Annotated in this window: 12 protein-coding genes; 3 read left to right on the top strand and 9 right to left on the bottom strand. The window is 61.8% G+C overall.

Going from position 1 to position 15,794, the window contains the following annotated elements:
* Positions 1-39: 39 nt before the first annotated feature.
* The 3 genes from NKH16_RS07120 to NKH16_RS07110 form a co-directional block, all read right to left on the bottom strand.
* A complete protein-coding gene (locus NKH16_RS07120) occupies positions 40-3,174 on the bottom strand; it encodes an efflux RND transporter permease subunit (RefSeq protein ID WP_352875946.1) in 3,135 nt (1,044 codons plus the stop codon).
* 208 nt (positions 3,175-3,382) lie between these two features.
* Complete coding sequence (locus NKH16_RS07115) at positions 3,383-4,531, bottom strand: efflux RND transporter periplasmic adaptor subunit (protein ID WP_352898788.1); 1,149 nt, start codon at positions 4,529-4,531, stop codon at positions 3,383-3,385.
* A 62-nt stretch (positions 4,532-4,593) separates the two neighbouring features.
* Positions 4,594-5,202 (bottom strand): TetR/AcrR family transcriptional regulator, encoded by a 609-nt coding sequence (locus tag NKH16_RS07110; RefSeq protein WP_352743498.1) that lies wholly within the window; start codon positions 5,200-5,202, stop codon positions 4,594-4,596.
* A 403-nt stretch (positions 5,203-5,605) separates the two neighbouring features.
* Between NKH16_RS07110 and NKH16_RS07105 the strand changes: the two genes are divergently transcribed.
* Positions 5,606-6,160: a tetratricopeptide repeat protein gene (locus NKH16_RS07105; protein WP_352898785.1), complete on the top strand. Its 555-nt coding sequence runs from the start codon at positions 5,606-5,608 to the stop codon at positions 6,158-6,160.
* 192 nt (positions 6,161-6,352) lie between these two features.
* On the opposite strand, the gene NKH16_RS07100 is transcribed toward NKH16_RS07105, so the two are convergent.
* The 3 genes from NKH16_RS07100 to NKH16_RS07090 all read right to left on the bottom strand — a co-directional run bounded on the left by NKH16_RS07100 (position 6,353) and on the right by NKH16_RS07090 (position 8,661).
* Positions 6,353-7,993: an acyl-CoA synthetase gene (locus NKH16_RS07100; protein WP_352875956.1), complete on the bottom strand. Its 1,641-nt coding sequence runs from the start codon at positions 7,991-7,993 to the stop codon at positions 6,353-6,355.
* An 89-nt stretch (positions 7,994-8,082) separates the two neighbouring features.
* A complete protein-coding gene (locus NKH16_RS07095; protein WP_352898818.1) occupies positions 8,083-8,271 on the bottom strand; it encodes a type II toxin-antitoxin system RelE/ParE family toxin in 189 nt (62 codons plus the stop codon).
* 144 nt (positions 8,272-8,415) lie between these two features.
* Positions 8,416-8,661 carry a type II toxin-antitoxin system ParD family antitoxin gene (locus NKH16_RS07090; RefSeq protein WP_352453248.1) on the bottom strand — a complete coding sequence of 82 codons (246 nt, stop codon included), beginning with the start codon at positions 8,659-8,661 and terminating at the stop codon, positions 8,416-8,418.
* Positions 8,662-8,809: 148 nt separating this feature from the next.
* On the opposite strand from NKH16_RS07090, the gene NKH16_RS07085 reads away from it, so the two are divergent.
* Both NKH16_RS07085 and NKH16_RS07080 read left to right on the top strand, forming a co-directional pair.
* On the top strand, positions 8,810-9,775 hold the full coding sequence (locus NKH16_RS07085; RefSeq protein WP_352875961.1) for a sugar-binding transcriptional regulator: 966 nt from the start codon (positions 8,810-8,812) through the stop codon (positions 9,773-9,775).
* Between the two features lie 84 nt (positions 9,776-9,859).
* The gene (locus tag NKH16_RS07080) at positions 9,860-11,914 is read left to right on the top strand and encodes a bifunctional aldolase/short-chain dehydrogenase (RefSeq protein WP_352875964.1); all 2,055 of its coding nucleotides are present in this window, start codon (positions 9,860-9,862) and stop codon (positions 11,912-11,914) included.
* A gap of 67 nt (positions 11,915-11,981) precedes the next feature.
* Here the strand turns inward: NKH16_RS07080 and NKH16_RS07075 are convergent, their stop codons facing one another.
* The 3 genes from NKH16_RS07075 to NKH16_RS07065 all read right to left on the bottom strand — a co-directional run bounded on the left by NKH16_RS07075 (position 11,982) and on the right by NKH16_RS07065 (position 15,674).
* A complete protein-coding gene (locus NKH16_RS07075) occupies positions 11,982-13,037 on the bottom strand; it encodes a substrate-binding domain-containing protein (protein ID WP_352875967.1) in 1,056 nt (351 codons plus the stop codon).
* 46 nt (positions 13,038-13,083) lie between these two features.
* A complete protein-coding gene (locus tag NKH16_RS07070; RefSeq protein ID WP_352615088.1) occupies positions 13,084-14,079 on the bottom strand; it encodes an ABC transporter permease in 996 nt (331 codons plus the stop codon).
* An 83-nt stretch (positions 14,080-14,162) separates the two neighbouring features.
* Positions 14,163-15,674 carry a sugar ABC transporter ATP-binding protein gene (locus NKH16_RS07065; protein WP_352875971.1) on the bottom strand — a complete coding sequence of 504 codons (1,512 nt, stop codon included), beginning with the start codon at positions 15,672-15,674 and terminating at the stop codon, positions 14,163-14,165.
* Positions 15,675-15,794 lie beyond the last annotated feature (120 nt).

Below are 15,794 nucleotides of genomic sequence, written 5' to 3'. Positions count from 1 at the left end.
GGCGGATTAAACCGCCGGAGGTCACATTTGCCAACAGCTCTATTCGGCCGCCAGGGCCAGTTGCGGCCTTTCGTTCTTTTCTTCCGTCTCGGCCGGCTGCTCCACCACCTTCTTGGGCTCCCTGCCGAAGAACAGCGCATAGGCTGCCGGCAGGACAAGGATGGTCAGCACCGTGGCGACGAGAATGCCGCCCATCATGGCGTAGGCGAGCGGCCCCCAGAAGACGCCGCGCGAGATCGGGATCAGCGCCAGCACCGCCGTCAGCGCCGTCAGCACGATCGGCCGGAACCGGCGCACCGCCGAGCCGATGATGGCCTCGGAACGCTCCACGCCGGCGGCGATGTCCTGGTCGATCTGATCGACCAGAATGATCGAGTTGCGCATGATGATGCCGAGCAGGGCGATGACACCGAGGATGGCGACGAAGCCGAAGGGCGCGCCGCTGATCAAAAGTGCCGCCGCCGCGCCGATGATGCCGAGCGGACCGGTGGCCAGCACCAGCATCGCCTTGCCGAAATGCTGCAGCTGGATCATCAGCAGCACGACGATGACGGCCAGCATGACTGGAGCTTTCGCCGCAATCGAGGCCTGGCTTTCGGCCGCATCCTCGGCGCCGCCCTGGATCTCGATCTTGTAGCCGGGTGCGAGGCTGGCGCGCAGGCCCTGCATCTCACTGTACATTTTCATGGCGACATCGTTCGGCTGCACGCCGTCCGGCAGCGTGGCGCGTACGCTGATGGTCGGCAAGCGGTCGCGCCGCCATTCGACGCCTTGCTCCAGCACCGGGACGATCTTGGCGACCTGCGACAGCGGCACGGAGCCACCGAAATCGGTCGGGATGTAGACGGAGTCGACCGCCGACAGCAGGTGACGGCTTGCCTCCGGCTCACGGGCGACGATCGAAACCGTCTCCTCGCCGTCGCGGAAGTCATCGAGCGGCGCTCCCGACATGGTCGCCTGCAGTATCTGGCGGATGCGCTGCGAGGTGACGCCGAGCGCACGGGCGCGATCCTGGTCGACCACCAGCTTCATCGCCGGCACCGGCTCCAGCCAGTCGTCGTGGATGGCGCCGAGCAGCGGATTTGCCTGGAACTTCGCCTTCACCTCGTCGGCGATGCGGCGCACCTCCTGGCGATCCGGACCCATGACGCGCATCTGCACCGGCCAGCCGGTCGGCGGACCAAGGAACAAGCGGTCGACCTTGGCACGGATCGATGGGAAATCCTCGGCCAGGATGGTGCGCAGCTTGACGATCAGCCGCTCGCGGGCCGGTTCGTCATTGGCCATCACCAGAAGCTGGGCGAAGTTCGGGTTGCGAAGCTGCTGGTCGAGCGGCAGGAAGAAGCGCGGCGCGCCTTCGCCGATATAGGTGGCGATGAAGCGCTTGTCCTTGTCGTCCATCATCCTGGCTTCGAGCGCCTTGGCCTGGGTCTCGACTTCCTTGATGCTGGTGCCTTCCGGCAGCCAGAGGTCGACGAGGATTTCCGGGCGCGACGACTGCGGGAAGAAATTCTGCGGAATGAACTGGAACGCCCACAGGCTGGTGGCAAAGGTCATCAGCGTCATCACCAGGACGATGATGCGATGGCGCACCGCCCATGCCACGGTCGAGCGAAGACTGCGGTAGAAGCGCGTGTCGAAGACATCGTGATGGTTGCCGGCGTGCTTGCGCTGCTTCAGGATCATATGGCCGAGCCATGGCGTGAAATAGACCGCCGCGAACCAGGACACGATCAGCGCGATGCCGACGACGTAAAAAAGGGTGCGCACATATTCGCCGGCGGTCGAGGCAGCGAACCCGACGGGAATGAAGCCGGCCGTCGTGATCAGCGTGCCGGTCAGCATCGGGAAAGCGGTCGAGGAGTAGGCGAAGCTCGCCGCCTCGACCTTGACCAAGCCTTCCTCTAGTTTTCGCTCCATCATTTCGACGACGATCATCGCGTCGTCGACCAAGAGCCCAAGAGCGATGATCAGCGCGCCGAGCGAAATGCGCTGCAGGTCGATGCCGAGCTCGTACATGATGGCGAAGGTGGCGGCCAGGACCAGCGGAATGACGATCGCGATCACCAGGCCCGAGCGCCAGCCGATCGACAGGAACGATACAAAAAGCACGATCAGCAGCGCTTCGCCGAGCGCTTCCATGAACTCGCTCACCGCCTCCTTCACGACATGCGGCTGGTCGGAAATCTGATCGACCGAAACGCCATAGGGCAGCGCCTCTTCGAAGCGCTTGTAGGTCGCTTCGACGTCCTTGCCGACGTCGGTGACGTTGAAGCCCTTGGCCATGACGACGCCGAGCTGGACGCTGTCGTGTCCGTTGAAACGGTACTTGCGCTGGTACGGATCCTCGAGGCCCGAGGTCACGGTGGCGATGTCGCCGAGGCGCGTCACCTGGTTCCCGGCGCGCAGGCGAAGCTCGCGGATGTCGGCCGCCCTGGTGATATCGCCCTCGACCGAAATGCGCACCGAACGCTGGCCGGTGTCGACCGAACCTGCCGGGTCGACATTGTTCTGGCCTCGGATCGCATTCTGCAGGTCGGTCAACGTCAGGCCACGTTCGGCAAGCGCCTTGGATGAAACGTCGATGTAGAGTTTTTCCGGCTGGTCGCCGATGATCACGGCCTTCTCGACACCGGGCGTCGTCAGCAGCATGTCACGCGCCTGGATGGCGAATTTCTTCAGCTCGGGATAGCTGTAGCCGTCGCCGCTGATCGAATGCAGGGTGATGAACGTGTCGCCGAATTCGTCATTGAAGTAAGGCCCGAGCAGCCCCTGCGGCAGCTCATTGGCGATATCGCCGACCTTCTTGCGCACCTGATAGAAAGCATCGGCGACCTGCGCCGGATTGGTGTCGCCCTTGACCTGCAAGGTGATGATGGCGCTGCCGGCGCGGGTGTAGGAGCGGACGAAATCGAGGTGCGGCGTTTCCTGCAGCTTGCGCTCGATCTTGTTGACGACCTGGTCCTCCATCTCCTTGATCGAGGAGCCTGGCCAGATCGCCTGGACGACCATGACGCGGAAGGTGAAATCGGGGTCTTCCTTTTGGCCCATGCGCATCAGGCCGAGCGCACCGGCGACGATGATCAGCCCGAACAGGAAGCGGGCAATGCTCGGATGGCCGATTGCCCAGCGCGAAAGATTGAAAGACCGCTTTTGATTGGTGTCGATGGTCATCGGCGTCAGTCCGTTTCAATTTGATCAACAGAGCACGCGCTTTCGCATGCCCAAGGAACTTCCGATGTGGGCTTCCGGGCGGCGTGGCTTTCCGAGTTGAGAGATCTACATCGCGGTGGGACGCGAGGATCGACGTGGGGGTTACATCGACCTGAGATCTCGAAAATCGGGGGCGCCTGCCGCCCGGAAACCGTGAATTGCCTGGCCGTCAGCGCAAGCGCCTTGCAGCGTCATCGGCCGACGCCGACTGTTGCGCTGCATCACCGGTCAGCTTGACTTTCAGATTCTCGGTCATGAACTGCGTGCCGGCGGCGACGACGACGTCACCCGGCTTCAGCCCATCGGCGACACTGACGCCGTCGGGGGTGAAGGCGGCGACCTTGACCGGATGCGCATGGACGGTCCCGCCGTTGCGGTCGACTGTCCAGACGATCGATTGGCTGTCCTTTTGCGCCAACGCGGCCAGCGGGATCGACACCAGTTGCTGCCGGTTGTCCGCCGCGGCTTCGATGGAGGCGGTCATGCCTAGCAGCACGCGAGGATCGTTGGGCAGGCTGACGCGAACGGCAAAGGTGCGCGACTGCGGATCGGCGCTGCCGGCGACTTCGCGGACCTTGCCGTCGAGCGTCAGCGCCTCATCGGACCAGAAGCCAGCCTTGACGGTCTTGCCCGGCTTGAATTCGGCGATATCGGTTTCCGGAACAGCGATCAGGACTTCCTTCTCGCCGTCGATGGCAACGGTCACCACCGGCGTGCCGGAGCCGACCACTTGGCCGACATCGGCGGCAACGGCAGTGACGATGCCGTTCTTGTCCGCCTTGAGATCGGTATAGCGGACCTGGTTCTGTGCCTGGGCAAGCTGCGAGCGGGCGGAGTCTCGCGTGGCGACCGCCTGATTATAGCCGAGCGTCGCCTGCTCGAGCTGCGACTTCGGCGCGAAATTCTTGGCGTAGAGCTGTTCGGCCCGCTTGCGCGTAAGCTCGACTGTCTCGACCTGACGGTCGGCAGCATCGAGGCTGGCCTGAGCGCTTCTCACCGAAAGCTCGTAGTCGGTGGGATCGATGCGGGCGAGAACGTCGCCCGGCTTGACGCGGTCACCGATGTCGACAAGGCGCTCGGTGATCTTGCCGTTGATGCGAAAACCGAGATTCATCTCGGTGCGGGCACGCACCGATCCGGAATAGGAAAGCTGACGGGTATCGCTCGCCTTAGTGATCTCGACCACCTTGACCGGGCGGATGATCTCGGTGACCTCGGCTTTCTCCTGCGAGCAGCCGGCGAGGCCGAGAGCGACAACGATAATCAGTGCCAGGCCGGCGGCCGGTCGCCTGTAGGTGATGGACTTGGACAAAGACACTTTTCGTACTCCCGAACTGTGGGGATGAATTGCCGGTATCGCCGCCCGACGGGCGGCAACGGTCATTTCTTCAAGGCTCTGATGGCAAACTCGGTAAGCTCGTCCGGCGTCGCCCGGTTCTTCTTGGCGAGGCACTGAGCCATCATCTGTGGATGAGAGAGGCTGATAATAGCAGCACCGAAACACCGGGAAGCGACTACCGGATCCTGATCGACGAACTCGCCGGTGGCGATGCCCTCGCGGATCACCTCAGCGACCAGGTCGTGGATGCGGTCGATGTGCTTTTCGATGACGTGCCAGTCGCGCTCGATGGCGACGATGACCATCTCGTGCACCTTCTCCTGGTCGATCATGGTTTCCAGCGTCCACTGATAGTGCGTATGCACGTAGCGGCGGAGCTTCTCGCTGGCGGTGCCGGAACCATGGCAGGCTTCGTAGCTCAACCGGTAGCAGGTCTCGAGCATACGGCCGCAAACCGCCTGGTGGATTTCCACCTTGGAGGCGAAGAAGCGGTAGATGTTGGCGGTCGACATGCCGAGTTCGCGCGCTATGTCGGCGACGTTGGTCTTGCCGTAGCCGTAGTGGCGAAACAATCGCTCCGCGCAATCCAGGATGCGCGTGACATTTTCCTGGCGGGCGGAATCGGCGGTGGTGTCTAGGATTTCAAGCATCTCGTTGGCCAAATTTACGACTGACGAATTTAGAATTTCGTCACTCGTAAATTGAAAACCATCACCTGTCAAGGCTCGATTTTGGCTAGTAGTGACAGATGGTGACATCGTCCGAGGTGAGTCCGCTTGTGAAGGCGTGGCCTGAGAGTGGTTCTCGAGCCATCTGCTAAGCCCCCCGGAGCGCCTACAGCCTCGCATGTCTTTGGGCCCGCAAAGACGTTGTGGTACTTTGATTTGCGTATGGTGTTTTCCGAAATCGGTTCTGATTTCGACTTAATGGGCCGCATACTGAATTCAAGCGCAACGTCGGTTCAGAAGCCCCACTGGTAGATGTACCGGCCCAATTGATATTGATGAAGTCACGATACCCGGATCGCAGACGACCAAAGTGAGGGAGAACCGTATGTCTGACGAGGATATTCATTTGTTGCAGGCTAAGCAGGCACTCGGGAGAGGTGATATGGGGACAGCGATATCGATACTCTTAGATGCCATGAAGTATGATGCTAAGAAAGCAGCCGCCGCGTATTCATTGGGCATAGTTTATGATATGCGCGGCACCTGTCATAACATAGACTTAGCTATGAAGTATTATTCGATATCAGAATACCTTGGCAGCGATCTCGCGACATACAGAATTGGTGGCATACAGCATAGAACCGGAAAAGCAGCTGAAGCATTGGAAACTTTTAAGAAAATTTCGGACAAGAGCCCGTCGGCGGCGTACTGGTGTTATAGACTGACAAAAGAGATGAACCCATCCAATCCGGAGGTGGAAGTATTTCTAGACAAAGCTGCGTCATTGGGGCATGTTCTTGCGAAAAGGGATATTCTATTGGAGGGATTGAAGGGCAAAAATGGGGTAAGACACATTTTTACGTCTGCCTTTAGCATGGTAGGATTGTTTCTTGAAGTTAAATCTGCAGTCGCAAAGAAAGATGAGATGTTGTACCAATAAGCTTTAGACATTTCCTATCAGTTCTAGTTGCGAATAACTTCACTTCGAGCGGCTGTACGTCTCTGGAGCAAGTTTACCGATTAACATTTGAGCAGCCCTTACAACTCTCCAAAGAGTCTATCCGCGCTCAAGGCGGCACATGATCGCGCGAACCGAACGGCAGCAGGGTTCGCAGGCGATGGTCTGAACGACCTAAGCCTGTTTCGCCATTTCCCGCAGCCGGAACTTTTGGATCTTACCCGTCGAAGTCTTCGGTATTTCGGCGAAGATCACCGCTTTCGGCACCTTGAAGCGGGCGAGCAGCGCGCGGCAGTGCTCAATGATTTCGGCCTCGGTCGCCGCCTTGCCCGGCTTCAGCTCGACATAGGCGACCGGCACCTCGCCCCATTTGTCGTCGGATCGGGCGACAACGCCGCAAGAAGCGACGGCGGGATGCTTGTAGAGCGCCTCCTCGACCTCGATCGAGGAGATGTTTTCGCCGCCGGAGATGATGATGTCCTTGGAACGGTCCTTGAGCTGGATGTAGCCGTCCGGGTGCATGACGCCGAGGTCGCCCGAATGGAACCAGCCGCCGGCAAAGGCCTCATCGCTCGCCTTGCGGTTCCTGAGATAGCCCTTCATGACGATATTGCCGCGGAACATCACCTCGCCGATCGTCTCGCCGTCGGCCGGCGTCTCTTGCATCGTCTGCGGGTCTATCACCGTCAGGCCTTCGAGCGCGGCATAGCGTACGCCTTGCCTGGCCTTCTTCACCGCCCTCGCCCCTTTCTCCAGCCGGTCCCACTCGCCGTGCCATTCGTTGACGACGGCCGGGCCATAGGTTTCGGTCAGGCCGTAGAGATGGGTGACGGCAAAGCCCGCATCGGCCATGCCCGATAGCACCGCCTCAGGCGGCGGCGCCGCGGCGGTGTTGAAGGTGACGGTCTGCGGGAATTGCCGCTTGTCCTCGTCCCTGGCGTTGATCAGCACCGACATGACGATGGGTGCACCGCACAGATGGGTGACGCCGTGATCGGCGATGGCGTCGTAGATCTGCTTCGGCCGCACCCAGCGCAGGCAGACATGCGTGCCGCCCTGCACGGCAAGCGTCCAGGGAAAGCACCAGCCGTTGCAGTGGAACATCGGCAGCGTCCACAGATAGACCGGGTGCTTGCCCATCCCGGCATGGATGGTATTGGCATAGGCCATCAGTGCCGCGCCGCGATGGTGACAGACGACGCCCTTCGGATTGCCTGTGGTGCCGGAGGTGTAATTGAGCGAAATGGCATCCCATTCGTCGTCCGGCATCGACCAGGCGAAATCCTCGTCGCCGTCGGCGACAAACGCCTCGTAGTCGAGCGTGCCGATCCGCTCGCCCTTGGCATAGGGCGCATCGGCGGCATAGTCGGGATCGTCGTAATCGATCAGCAGCGGCCTGACCTTGGCCAGGGTCAGCGCTTGCCGAACCACGCCGGCGAATTCGCGGTCGACGATCAGCACCTTGCTTTCGGCATGATCGAGCTGGAAGGCAATGACGGCGGCGTCGAGGCGGGTGTTGAGCGAATGGAGCACCGCCCTGGTCATCGGCACGCCGAAATGCGCTTCCAGCATCGGCGGTGTGTTGGACAGCATGACGGTGACGGTGTCGCCCTTGCCGATACCGCGCTTCGCCAGCGCCGAGGCAAGCCTCAGCGAGCGCTTCCAGAAATCGCGATAGGTCGTGCGCTGGCGGCCATGGATGATGGCGGTCTGGTCGGGAAAGGTTTTTGCCGCCCGCTCAAAATAGGTCAGCGGCGTCAGCGGCTGGTGGTTGGCCGGATTCCTGTCGAGATCCTGTTCGTAGGGATTGCCCATCCCGTCCTCCGAATGTCTGGTCGAGCCTTCTTACCACCAGATCCTGAGCGCGTACTGGATTCGTGCACCGCCATCAGACACTTCGCCCATTACTTGGGACGCCCCTCCCCGCCCTCACCCTCCGGCCACAAAACGTCGATGTCCCGATGCCCTTCCACGATATTCGCCACTTCGAAAAAGTCGCCATTATAGCGGAAGAAAATCACGTATCCCCTGAAAGCGAAACTTCGGACGTCCGGCCGGAGTTCGGGACGAGCACGACCAATCGTCGCCGGCAAGCTCGCCAGATCACGGCATTTCTGGCGCAGAGCATTCCACAAAACGCCCGCCAATCAACAGGCTGCCGCTTTCACGAGTGATGTATTCAAGGATATTGACCAAATCTGCTTGTACCGACGGCAACATGCGCAGCCGTGGCACTCCTAAAAGCCTTCCCTTGCGAGCTGCTTGGCCTTGGCTTCCAAGGCGGCGTCAATATCCTGCTCGGTGGCTTCGCCGCCTTCAGCAAACGACTTGTCCACCATGGCACGGAGCGCCTTCAGCTTTTCCTCGCGCTCTTCGACAAGGCGCAGGCCCTCGCGCACGACTTCGCTGGCAGAACCGTAGCGGCCGCGCTTGACGATGTTGGAAACAAACGTTTCCCAACGCTCTCCCAATGACACGTTCATTGTCGGACCTCCTGATTGGTTTATTGTACCGAGATAACAATAAATGCGCAATTACTGACATCCAGAATGCTAGGTTTCGGATTAGGTGCGCGCAGCCTAAGGTTTGACTTTTGTCGAGAGCCGTGAATAATGTCAGCAAGGAGATGGCATGGCGATCCGACCGGCAGAACAGCTTATCCACAAGGCCGCCTGGCTTTACTATGCACACGGCCTGCGCCAGGACCAGGTGGCCAGCCAGCTCAAGATTTCCCGTGCCTCGGTGGCGATGTATCTGCGCAAGGCGCGCGAGACTGGCATCGTCAACATCTCGACCTCGACTCAGCTTTTCACCGACGACGTGCTGGCGCGCAAGCTGGAAGACGCGCTGAAGCTCGACGCCGTCTGGATCGCGCCGGAAAACGGCTATGTCGCCGACCCCTCGACCGACATCGCGGTGCTGGCGGCAAGCGTCTTTCTCGAGCTGGTCAGGAAGGGCGACCGTATCGGCGTCGCCTGGGGGCAGACCATCTACACCATCGCCGACATCATGTCCTATGCCGATCTGCAGGACGTCACGGTGGTGCAGCTCTGCGGCAATCTGGGAGCCCCCTATTCGTACCGGCCGGACCAATGCACCATGGAAATCGCGCGCCGGCTCAATGCCAAGGGGCTGAATTTTTACGCGCCGCTGGTGCTGACGACGGAAGAACTGGCACGCGGCCTGCGCGCCGAGCCGGTGATCCGCGAGCAATTGTCGGGCATCGGCGAATGCGACCTGGCGCTGTATTCGGTCGGCTCGGTGGATACCGACAGCCATCTGGTCAAATGCGGCGCGCTGACGCCAAGCGAAATGACTGCACTGCGCAAGGCGGGTGCGGCCGGCGTCATTGCCGGGCAGATCATCGATACCGAAGGCCAGGCGCTCGACTGCAGCTACAACCGCCGGCTGATTTCGGCGGAGCTGTCATCGCTGCGCAGGATCGGAAAGCGCCTTGTGGTGGTGCAGGAAGACAGCAAGTTCGAACCGCTCGTCGCGGCGATCGCCGGCGGGCTCTGCACCCATCTCGTCGTCGGCGCGCGCATGGCGCGACGGCTGCTCGACCATGCCGGAGCGGCAGCAGAAAAGGTCGCCTGATAGCTAATTCCAGCCGCCGGCGCGTTGTCATCAAGGCGTCGCGGCATTCCTGTTCACAACAAAGAGAAATTGGACGAAGCTGACATGAAGAACCTTTGGAATGACGGCGAGGCGGAGAAGCTGGTCGCCGACTATGCTAAAAAGGGTGTGGCCCGCGACCTGGCGCTGCGCGTCTATACGACCAGGCTGCTGGGCGGCGAACCGCGGCTCGTCCTGCATGGCGGCGGCAACACCTCCTGCAAGACCAGGGCCACCGATCTCGTCGGCGACGAATGGGACGTGCTCTGCGTCAAGGGCAGCGGCTGGGACATGGGCGTCATCGAGCCGCAGGGCCTGCCGGCGGTCAAGCTCGGCGCGCTGTTGAAGGCGCGGTCGCTGAAGAAGCTCTCCGACGAGGACATGGTCGCGCTGCAGCGGGCGAACCTCATCGATCCGTCCTCGCCCAACCCTTCGGTCGAGACGCTGCTGCACGCCTTCCTGCCGCACAAATTCGTCGACCACACGCATTCGACAGCGATCCTGGCCATCGTCGACCAGGAGGATAGCGAGGCGCTGAGCCGGAAGGTGTTCGGCGAGAAAATGGGCTTCGTGCCTTACATCATGCCGGGCTTCGATCTGGCCAAGGCGGCCGCCGATGTATTCGACGCCGATCCGACGGTCGAAGGCCTGATCCTCGACAAGCACGGCATCTTCACCTTCGGCGACAATGCCAGGCAGGCCTATGACCGGATGATCCATTATGTGAACGTCGCCGAGGATTTCATCGCCGGGAACGGCAAGCCGCGCACCGAAAAGGTGGCACTGCCGGCCAGGCTGGCGAAGCCCGCGGAGATTGCGCCGATGCTGCGCGGCGCAGTGGCGGTGGCACGCGGCGAAGGCCGCTTCGACCGGATGATCAGCGATTTCCGCACCTCGGATGCGATCGTCGATTTCATCAATTCGGCAAAAATTGCCGACTATGCCGGGCGCGGCGTGTCGACACCCGACCTGTCGATCCGCATCAAGACCGGACCGATGGCACTGCCGGCGCCCGACGCGGACAAGGTCGGCGACTACAAATCCGTCATCCGCCAGCATGTCGAGAAATTCGCCAAGGACTATCGCGCCTATTTCGAAACCAATGATGCGCTCGACGATGTGAAGCGCACCATGCTCGACCCGATGCCGCGGCTGACGCTGGTGCCCGGCCTCGGCATGTTCGGCCACGGCCGCACGCTCAAGGATGCGAAGATAGCGTCCGACGTCGGCGAAATGTGGATCGAGGCGGTGCGCGGCGCCGAAGCCGTCGGCGATTTCCGCCCGCTCTCCAAAAGCGATCTGTTCCCGCTCGAATACTGGTCGCTGGAACAGGCCAAGCTCGCAGCCAACAAGCCGAAGCCGCTGACCGGCCAGGTGTTGCTGGTCACCGGCGGCGCCGGCGCGATCGGTGCTGCCACGGCAAAGCTGTTCGCCGACAACGGTGCCCATGCCGTCGTCGTCGATCTCGATGCGGCAAGGGCTGCCGAGGCGGCAAAAAAGGCCGGTAACAATTCGATCGGCATTGGTGCCGACATCACCGATCCGGTGCAGATGCGCGCCGCCTTCGACAAAGCGGTCGACGTCTACGGCGGCCTCGACATTCTCGTGTCAAATGCCGGTGCTGCCTGGGAGGGCCGGATCGGCGAGCTCGACGACGCCACCTTGCGCAAAAGCTTCGAACTCAATTTCTTCGCCCATCAGTCGGCGGCGCAGAATGCCGTGCGCATCATGCTGGAACAGGGCACCGGCGGCGTGCTGTTGTTCAACACTTCCAAGCAGGCGGTCAATCCGGGGCCGAAGTTCGGCGCCTATGGCATTCCCAAGGCGGCAACGTTGTTTTTGTCCAGGCAATATGCGCTCGACTACGGCGCGCATGGCATCCGCTCCAATGCCGTCAACGCCGACCGCATCCGTTCGGGGCTGTTGACCGACGCCATGATCGCCAGCCGCTCGGGCGCGCGCGGCGTGTCTGAAAAGGAGTACATGTCCGGCAACCTGCTCGGACAGGAAGTGACGGCCGAAGACGTCGCCCAGGCCTTTCTGCATCAGGCGCTGGCCGAGCGGACCACCGCCGATGTGACGACGGTCGATGGCGGCAACATCGCGGCGGCGTTGAGGTAGATCTAAACACCGGACCAACAAAAAGAGCGGCCCGCGAGCCGCTCTTTTCCTTTGCCTATAGCGAAAATTACTTCGCGTTCGGGTTCGGCATCCAGGCCGGCATCGCGACGTCGGCATGGGCGAATTGCGGCAGCTTGGCCGAGAGGTCTTCCATGTTCTTGATGTCCTTGTCGACGAGGTCCTTCTGGGTGATCAGCGTCGGCGGCACAATGACGTTGTGGCCGGGATCTTCACCGGCCAACAGCTGCGCCAGCGCACGCACCGAGACCTGGCCGACGACGGCCGGGTTGGTGGCGGCGGTTGCCGCCCAGGCGCTGTCCGGCTCGCGCATCGCGGCGATGTCCGAGGTAGAGATGTCGGCCGAATAGATCTTGATGTCCTTGTTCAACCCGGCCTCGTCGACGGCGATCTTCACACCTTTGGCGAATTCGTCATAGGGCGCGAACATCACCTTGATGTCGGGATGGGCCGATAGCACCGAACGGGCCTGGTTGGCGACCGAATTGGCGATCGGGTTGTCGAGCGTGCCGAACATGGCAACTTCATCGATGCCCGAATATTTCTTCTTGAATTCGACCCAGGTCTCGTTGCGGCGGTCGAGTGGGGCGATGCCGGCGACATAGACATAGCCGGCCTTCCAGCTCTCGCCATTGTCCTTGACCGCCTGTTCGAGCGCCAGGCGGGCGAGGTCGCGGTCGGACTGTTCGATCTGCGGGATCTTGGGGTTTTCGACATTGACGTCGAAGGCGACGACCTTGATGCCGGCGTCGACCGCGCGCTGGGCGGCGTCCTTCATCGATTCCGTCAGGCCGTGCTGGATGATGATGCCCTGGACGCCGAGCGCGATGGCCTGGTCGACCATGTCCGCCTGAAGGGCTGCGTCCTGGCGGCTGTCGAGCACGCGCAGGTCGACGCCGAGCGCCTTGGCCTGCGCCTCGACTCCGGAAAGATAGGCCTGGAAGAAGTCGCCGGTCGAGAGATAGCGGACCAGCGCGATCTTGACGGCACCCGGCTTGTCGAACGGCGCCGGCCTGTCCTGCGCCATTGCCGGCATCTGCATCAGCAATGTTGCGCCGGCAAGCCCGAGCGCTGCCTTCCCCAAAAGTCTTCTTGTGATGTTCACGTCGCTTCCTCCACTTGTTGAACCCAAAATGTGACCCGGTCGAACCCTATCTCCTGCCCCTGCCGGACAGGGCGAAGGTAAAGACAAGGGCGACCACGAGAACCACGCCCTTGACGAAATCCTGCGTGTAGTAAGGCGCGTTCATCATCGTCAGGCCCTGCAGCAGCACGCCGACAAACACCGCGCCGACAGCCGTGCCGAAGGCGTTCGGCTTGGCCGCGCCGAGAACCGCGTAACCGATGAGTGCCGCAGCCACCGCGTCGAGCAACAGATTATTACCCGAGGCGATGTCGCCGCGTCCAAGCCGGGCAGCGAGCAAAATGCCGCCGATCGAGGCAAAAACTCCCGAAATCACATAGGCCCAGATTTTGTATGCCTTGACAGGCGCGCCGGCGAGTTCTGCTGCGCGTTCGTTGCTGCCGACGGCGTACATCATGCGGCCGAAACGGGTGTATTCGAGAAAGAACCAGATCAGCACCGCCAGCACGAGCAGGACGACGACCGACACCGGAATGAGGTTCGGGATGAAGAAATCGAAGCGATGGCGGCCAAGCGCCAGGAACGCGGCGCCGAAGCTGCCGTTGGCGACCGAGCCGTCGGGCATGGTCATGCCGGTGGCGATCGAACGGCCTTCGGTCGGGATGCGCTGCAGGCCGACAAGCAGGAACATCATGCCGAGCGTCGCCAAAAGGTCCGGAACCCGCATATAGACGATCAGCCAGCCATTGATCAGGCCGACGACGGCGCCGATCACAAGACAGACGACGACCGCCATGACGGCGTTCTGCTCCAGCACCACCATGACATAGGCAGCCGCCATCATGGCGCTGGTGGCGACCGAGCCGATCGACAGGTCGAAGCCGCCGACGACCAGCGTGGCCGTGACGCCGAGCGCCAGAACGCCGGTGATGGCGACCGACTGGAAGATGAAGACAGCACTTTGCGGCGAGACGAAACCATCGGCGGCGACGGCGAAATAGGCGATCAGCCCGAACAACAGAACGATGAAGCCGTAGCGAATAGCATTGTCGCGCAGGATCATTCAGCGCTCCCGCACGCTGGCACCGTCTTTATCCAACCCGAATTCATGCCCTCTCCATTCCAATTCTCATCGTCTTCCCGCCGTCAGGCTGCGCTGTGCAACGGCCCGCCCGCCACTTCGGCCAGCAGACGCTCGAGATCGACATCGGTATTGCGGTGCTCGCCGACGATCGTCTGCTCCGACATCACCATGATGCGATCGGCCGTCTCCAGGGCTTCGTCGAGTTCGGTGACGAACAGCAGCGTCGCGCGGCCGTGGGCGCTGGCCCGCAGCTTGGCGGCGATGTCGCGCCTGGCCGAAATGTCGACACCCTGAAAGGGCTCGTCGAGGATGAAAAGCCTTGCCGCCTGCGACATCCAGCGGGCGACCATCACCTTCTGCTGATTGCCGCCGGAAAGGGACGCCATCTCGTCCCTCTCCGAGCGGCAGACGATGCCGAGCTCCTGGATCTGCTGGCGGGCAATGGCGCGTTCGATACGGCGTTTGAGAACACCGAGACGCGACATGCGGCTGTGGAACGGCAGGCTGATATTCTCCTGGATGTTGAAGTCGCCGACGATGCCGTTTTCGCCTCGGTCCTTGGCGACGAGAAACACACCGGCGGCAATCGCTTCGCCGGTCGATGCCGGCGCATAGGGTTTCCCGTTCAGCACCATGGTCCCGGCCAGCGGCTGGCGCAGGCCGAACAGCGTCTCGGCGAGCGCGGTCTTGCCGACACCGACAAGGCCGGTGATGGCAACGACCTCGCCATCGCCGAGCGTCAGCGAGATCGGCCTGGCGCCTTCAGCAATCCGCAGCGCGTCGGCAGTGAAAATTGCTTTGGCCGAATTCCTGGCGACGATCCGCTCGAGCTGGATCTTACGGCCGAGCATGGCATTGACCGCACCTTCGTAATCCAGCGGCTTCTTGTCGAAGATGCCTGAGATGACCCCGTCGCGCATCGAAATGATGCGATCGGCAAGCCGCCTGATGTCCGACATACGGTGCGAAATGTAGAGGATCGCCACGCCTTGCTGGCGGAGCCGGTCGAGCAATGCGAACAGCCGGTCGGCCTCGGCGCTGGACAGCGAGGAAGTCGGCTCGTCGAGGATCAGCACTTTCGGCCGGTGCGCCATGGCGCGGGCGATCGCCACCATCTGGCGGTCGGCCAGAGAGAGATCGCTGATCCGGGCCTTGAGGTCGATGGCCAGTCCCATGCGGTCGGCCACCGCCTTTGCCTCGCGACGCACCCGACCTGGATTAAACAGCGTCGGCACGCCGCTGCCGCTCAACCTGTCGAGGGTAAGATTGGTGGCGACGTCAAGGTCGGCGACGACACCGTCATTGATGTTCTGGTGGACGGTAACGACGCCGGCGCGGATCGCCTCCGCCGGCGTTTTCGGGTCGAACTCATGACCGGCAAGCGACATCGAGCCGCCGCCATGGTCGTAGACGCCACTGATGATCTTGACGAGGGTGGATTTGCCGGCGCCGTTGGCGCCCATCAGCACGGTCACTTCGCCGGCATGCAACTCGAGCGAGACGCCGCCAAGCACCTCGATATGGCCAAAGGATTTCCTCAGGCCGTCGACGCGGAACACGGCATCATTGCCCATTCGTTCCTCCCTGACCATGACGCTATGGGCTATATCGGCAATTGTCAACACGATTGACAATTGCCAGCAGGCTTCCTAGCTTGGCCCGACCGCGTTGGCTCCGCTATCATCGGAGCACAT

Origin of the sequence: Mesorhizobium sp. M1307 (genome assembly GCF_040318155.1) — a bacterium.
In the GTDB taxonomy this organism is placed as follows: Bacteria; Pseudomonadota; Alphaproteobacteria; order Rhizobiales; family Rhizobiaceae; genus Mesorhizobium.
The sequence above is the reverse complement of the archived record's forward strand: the minus strand, read 5'-3'. Positions and strand labels throughout refer to the sequence as shown.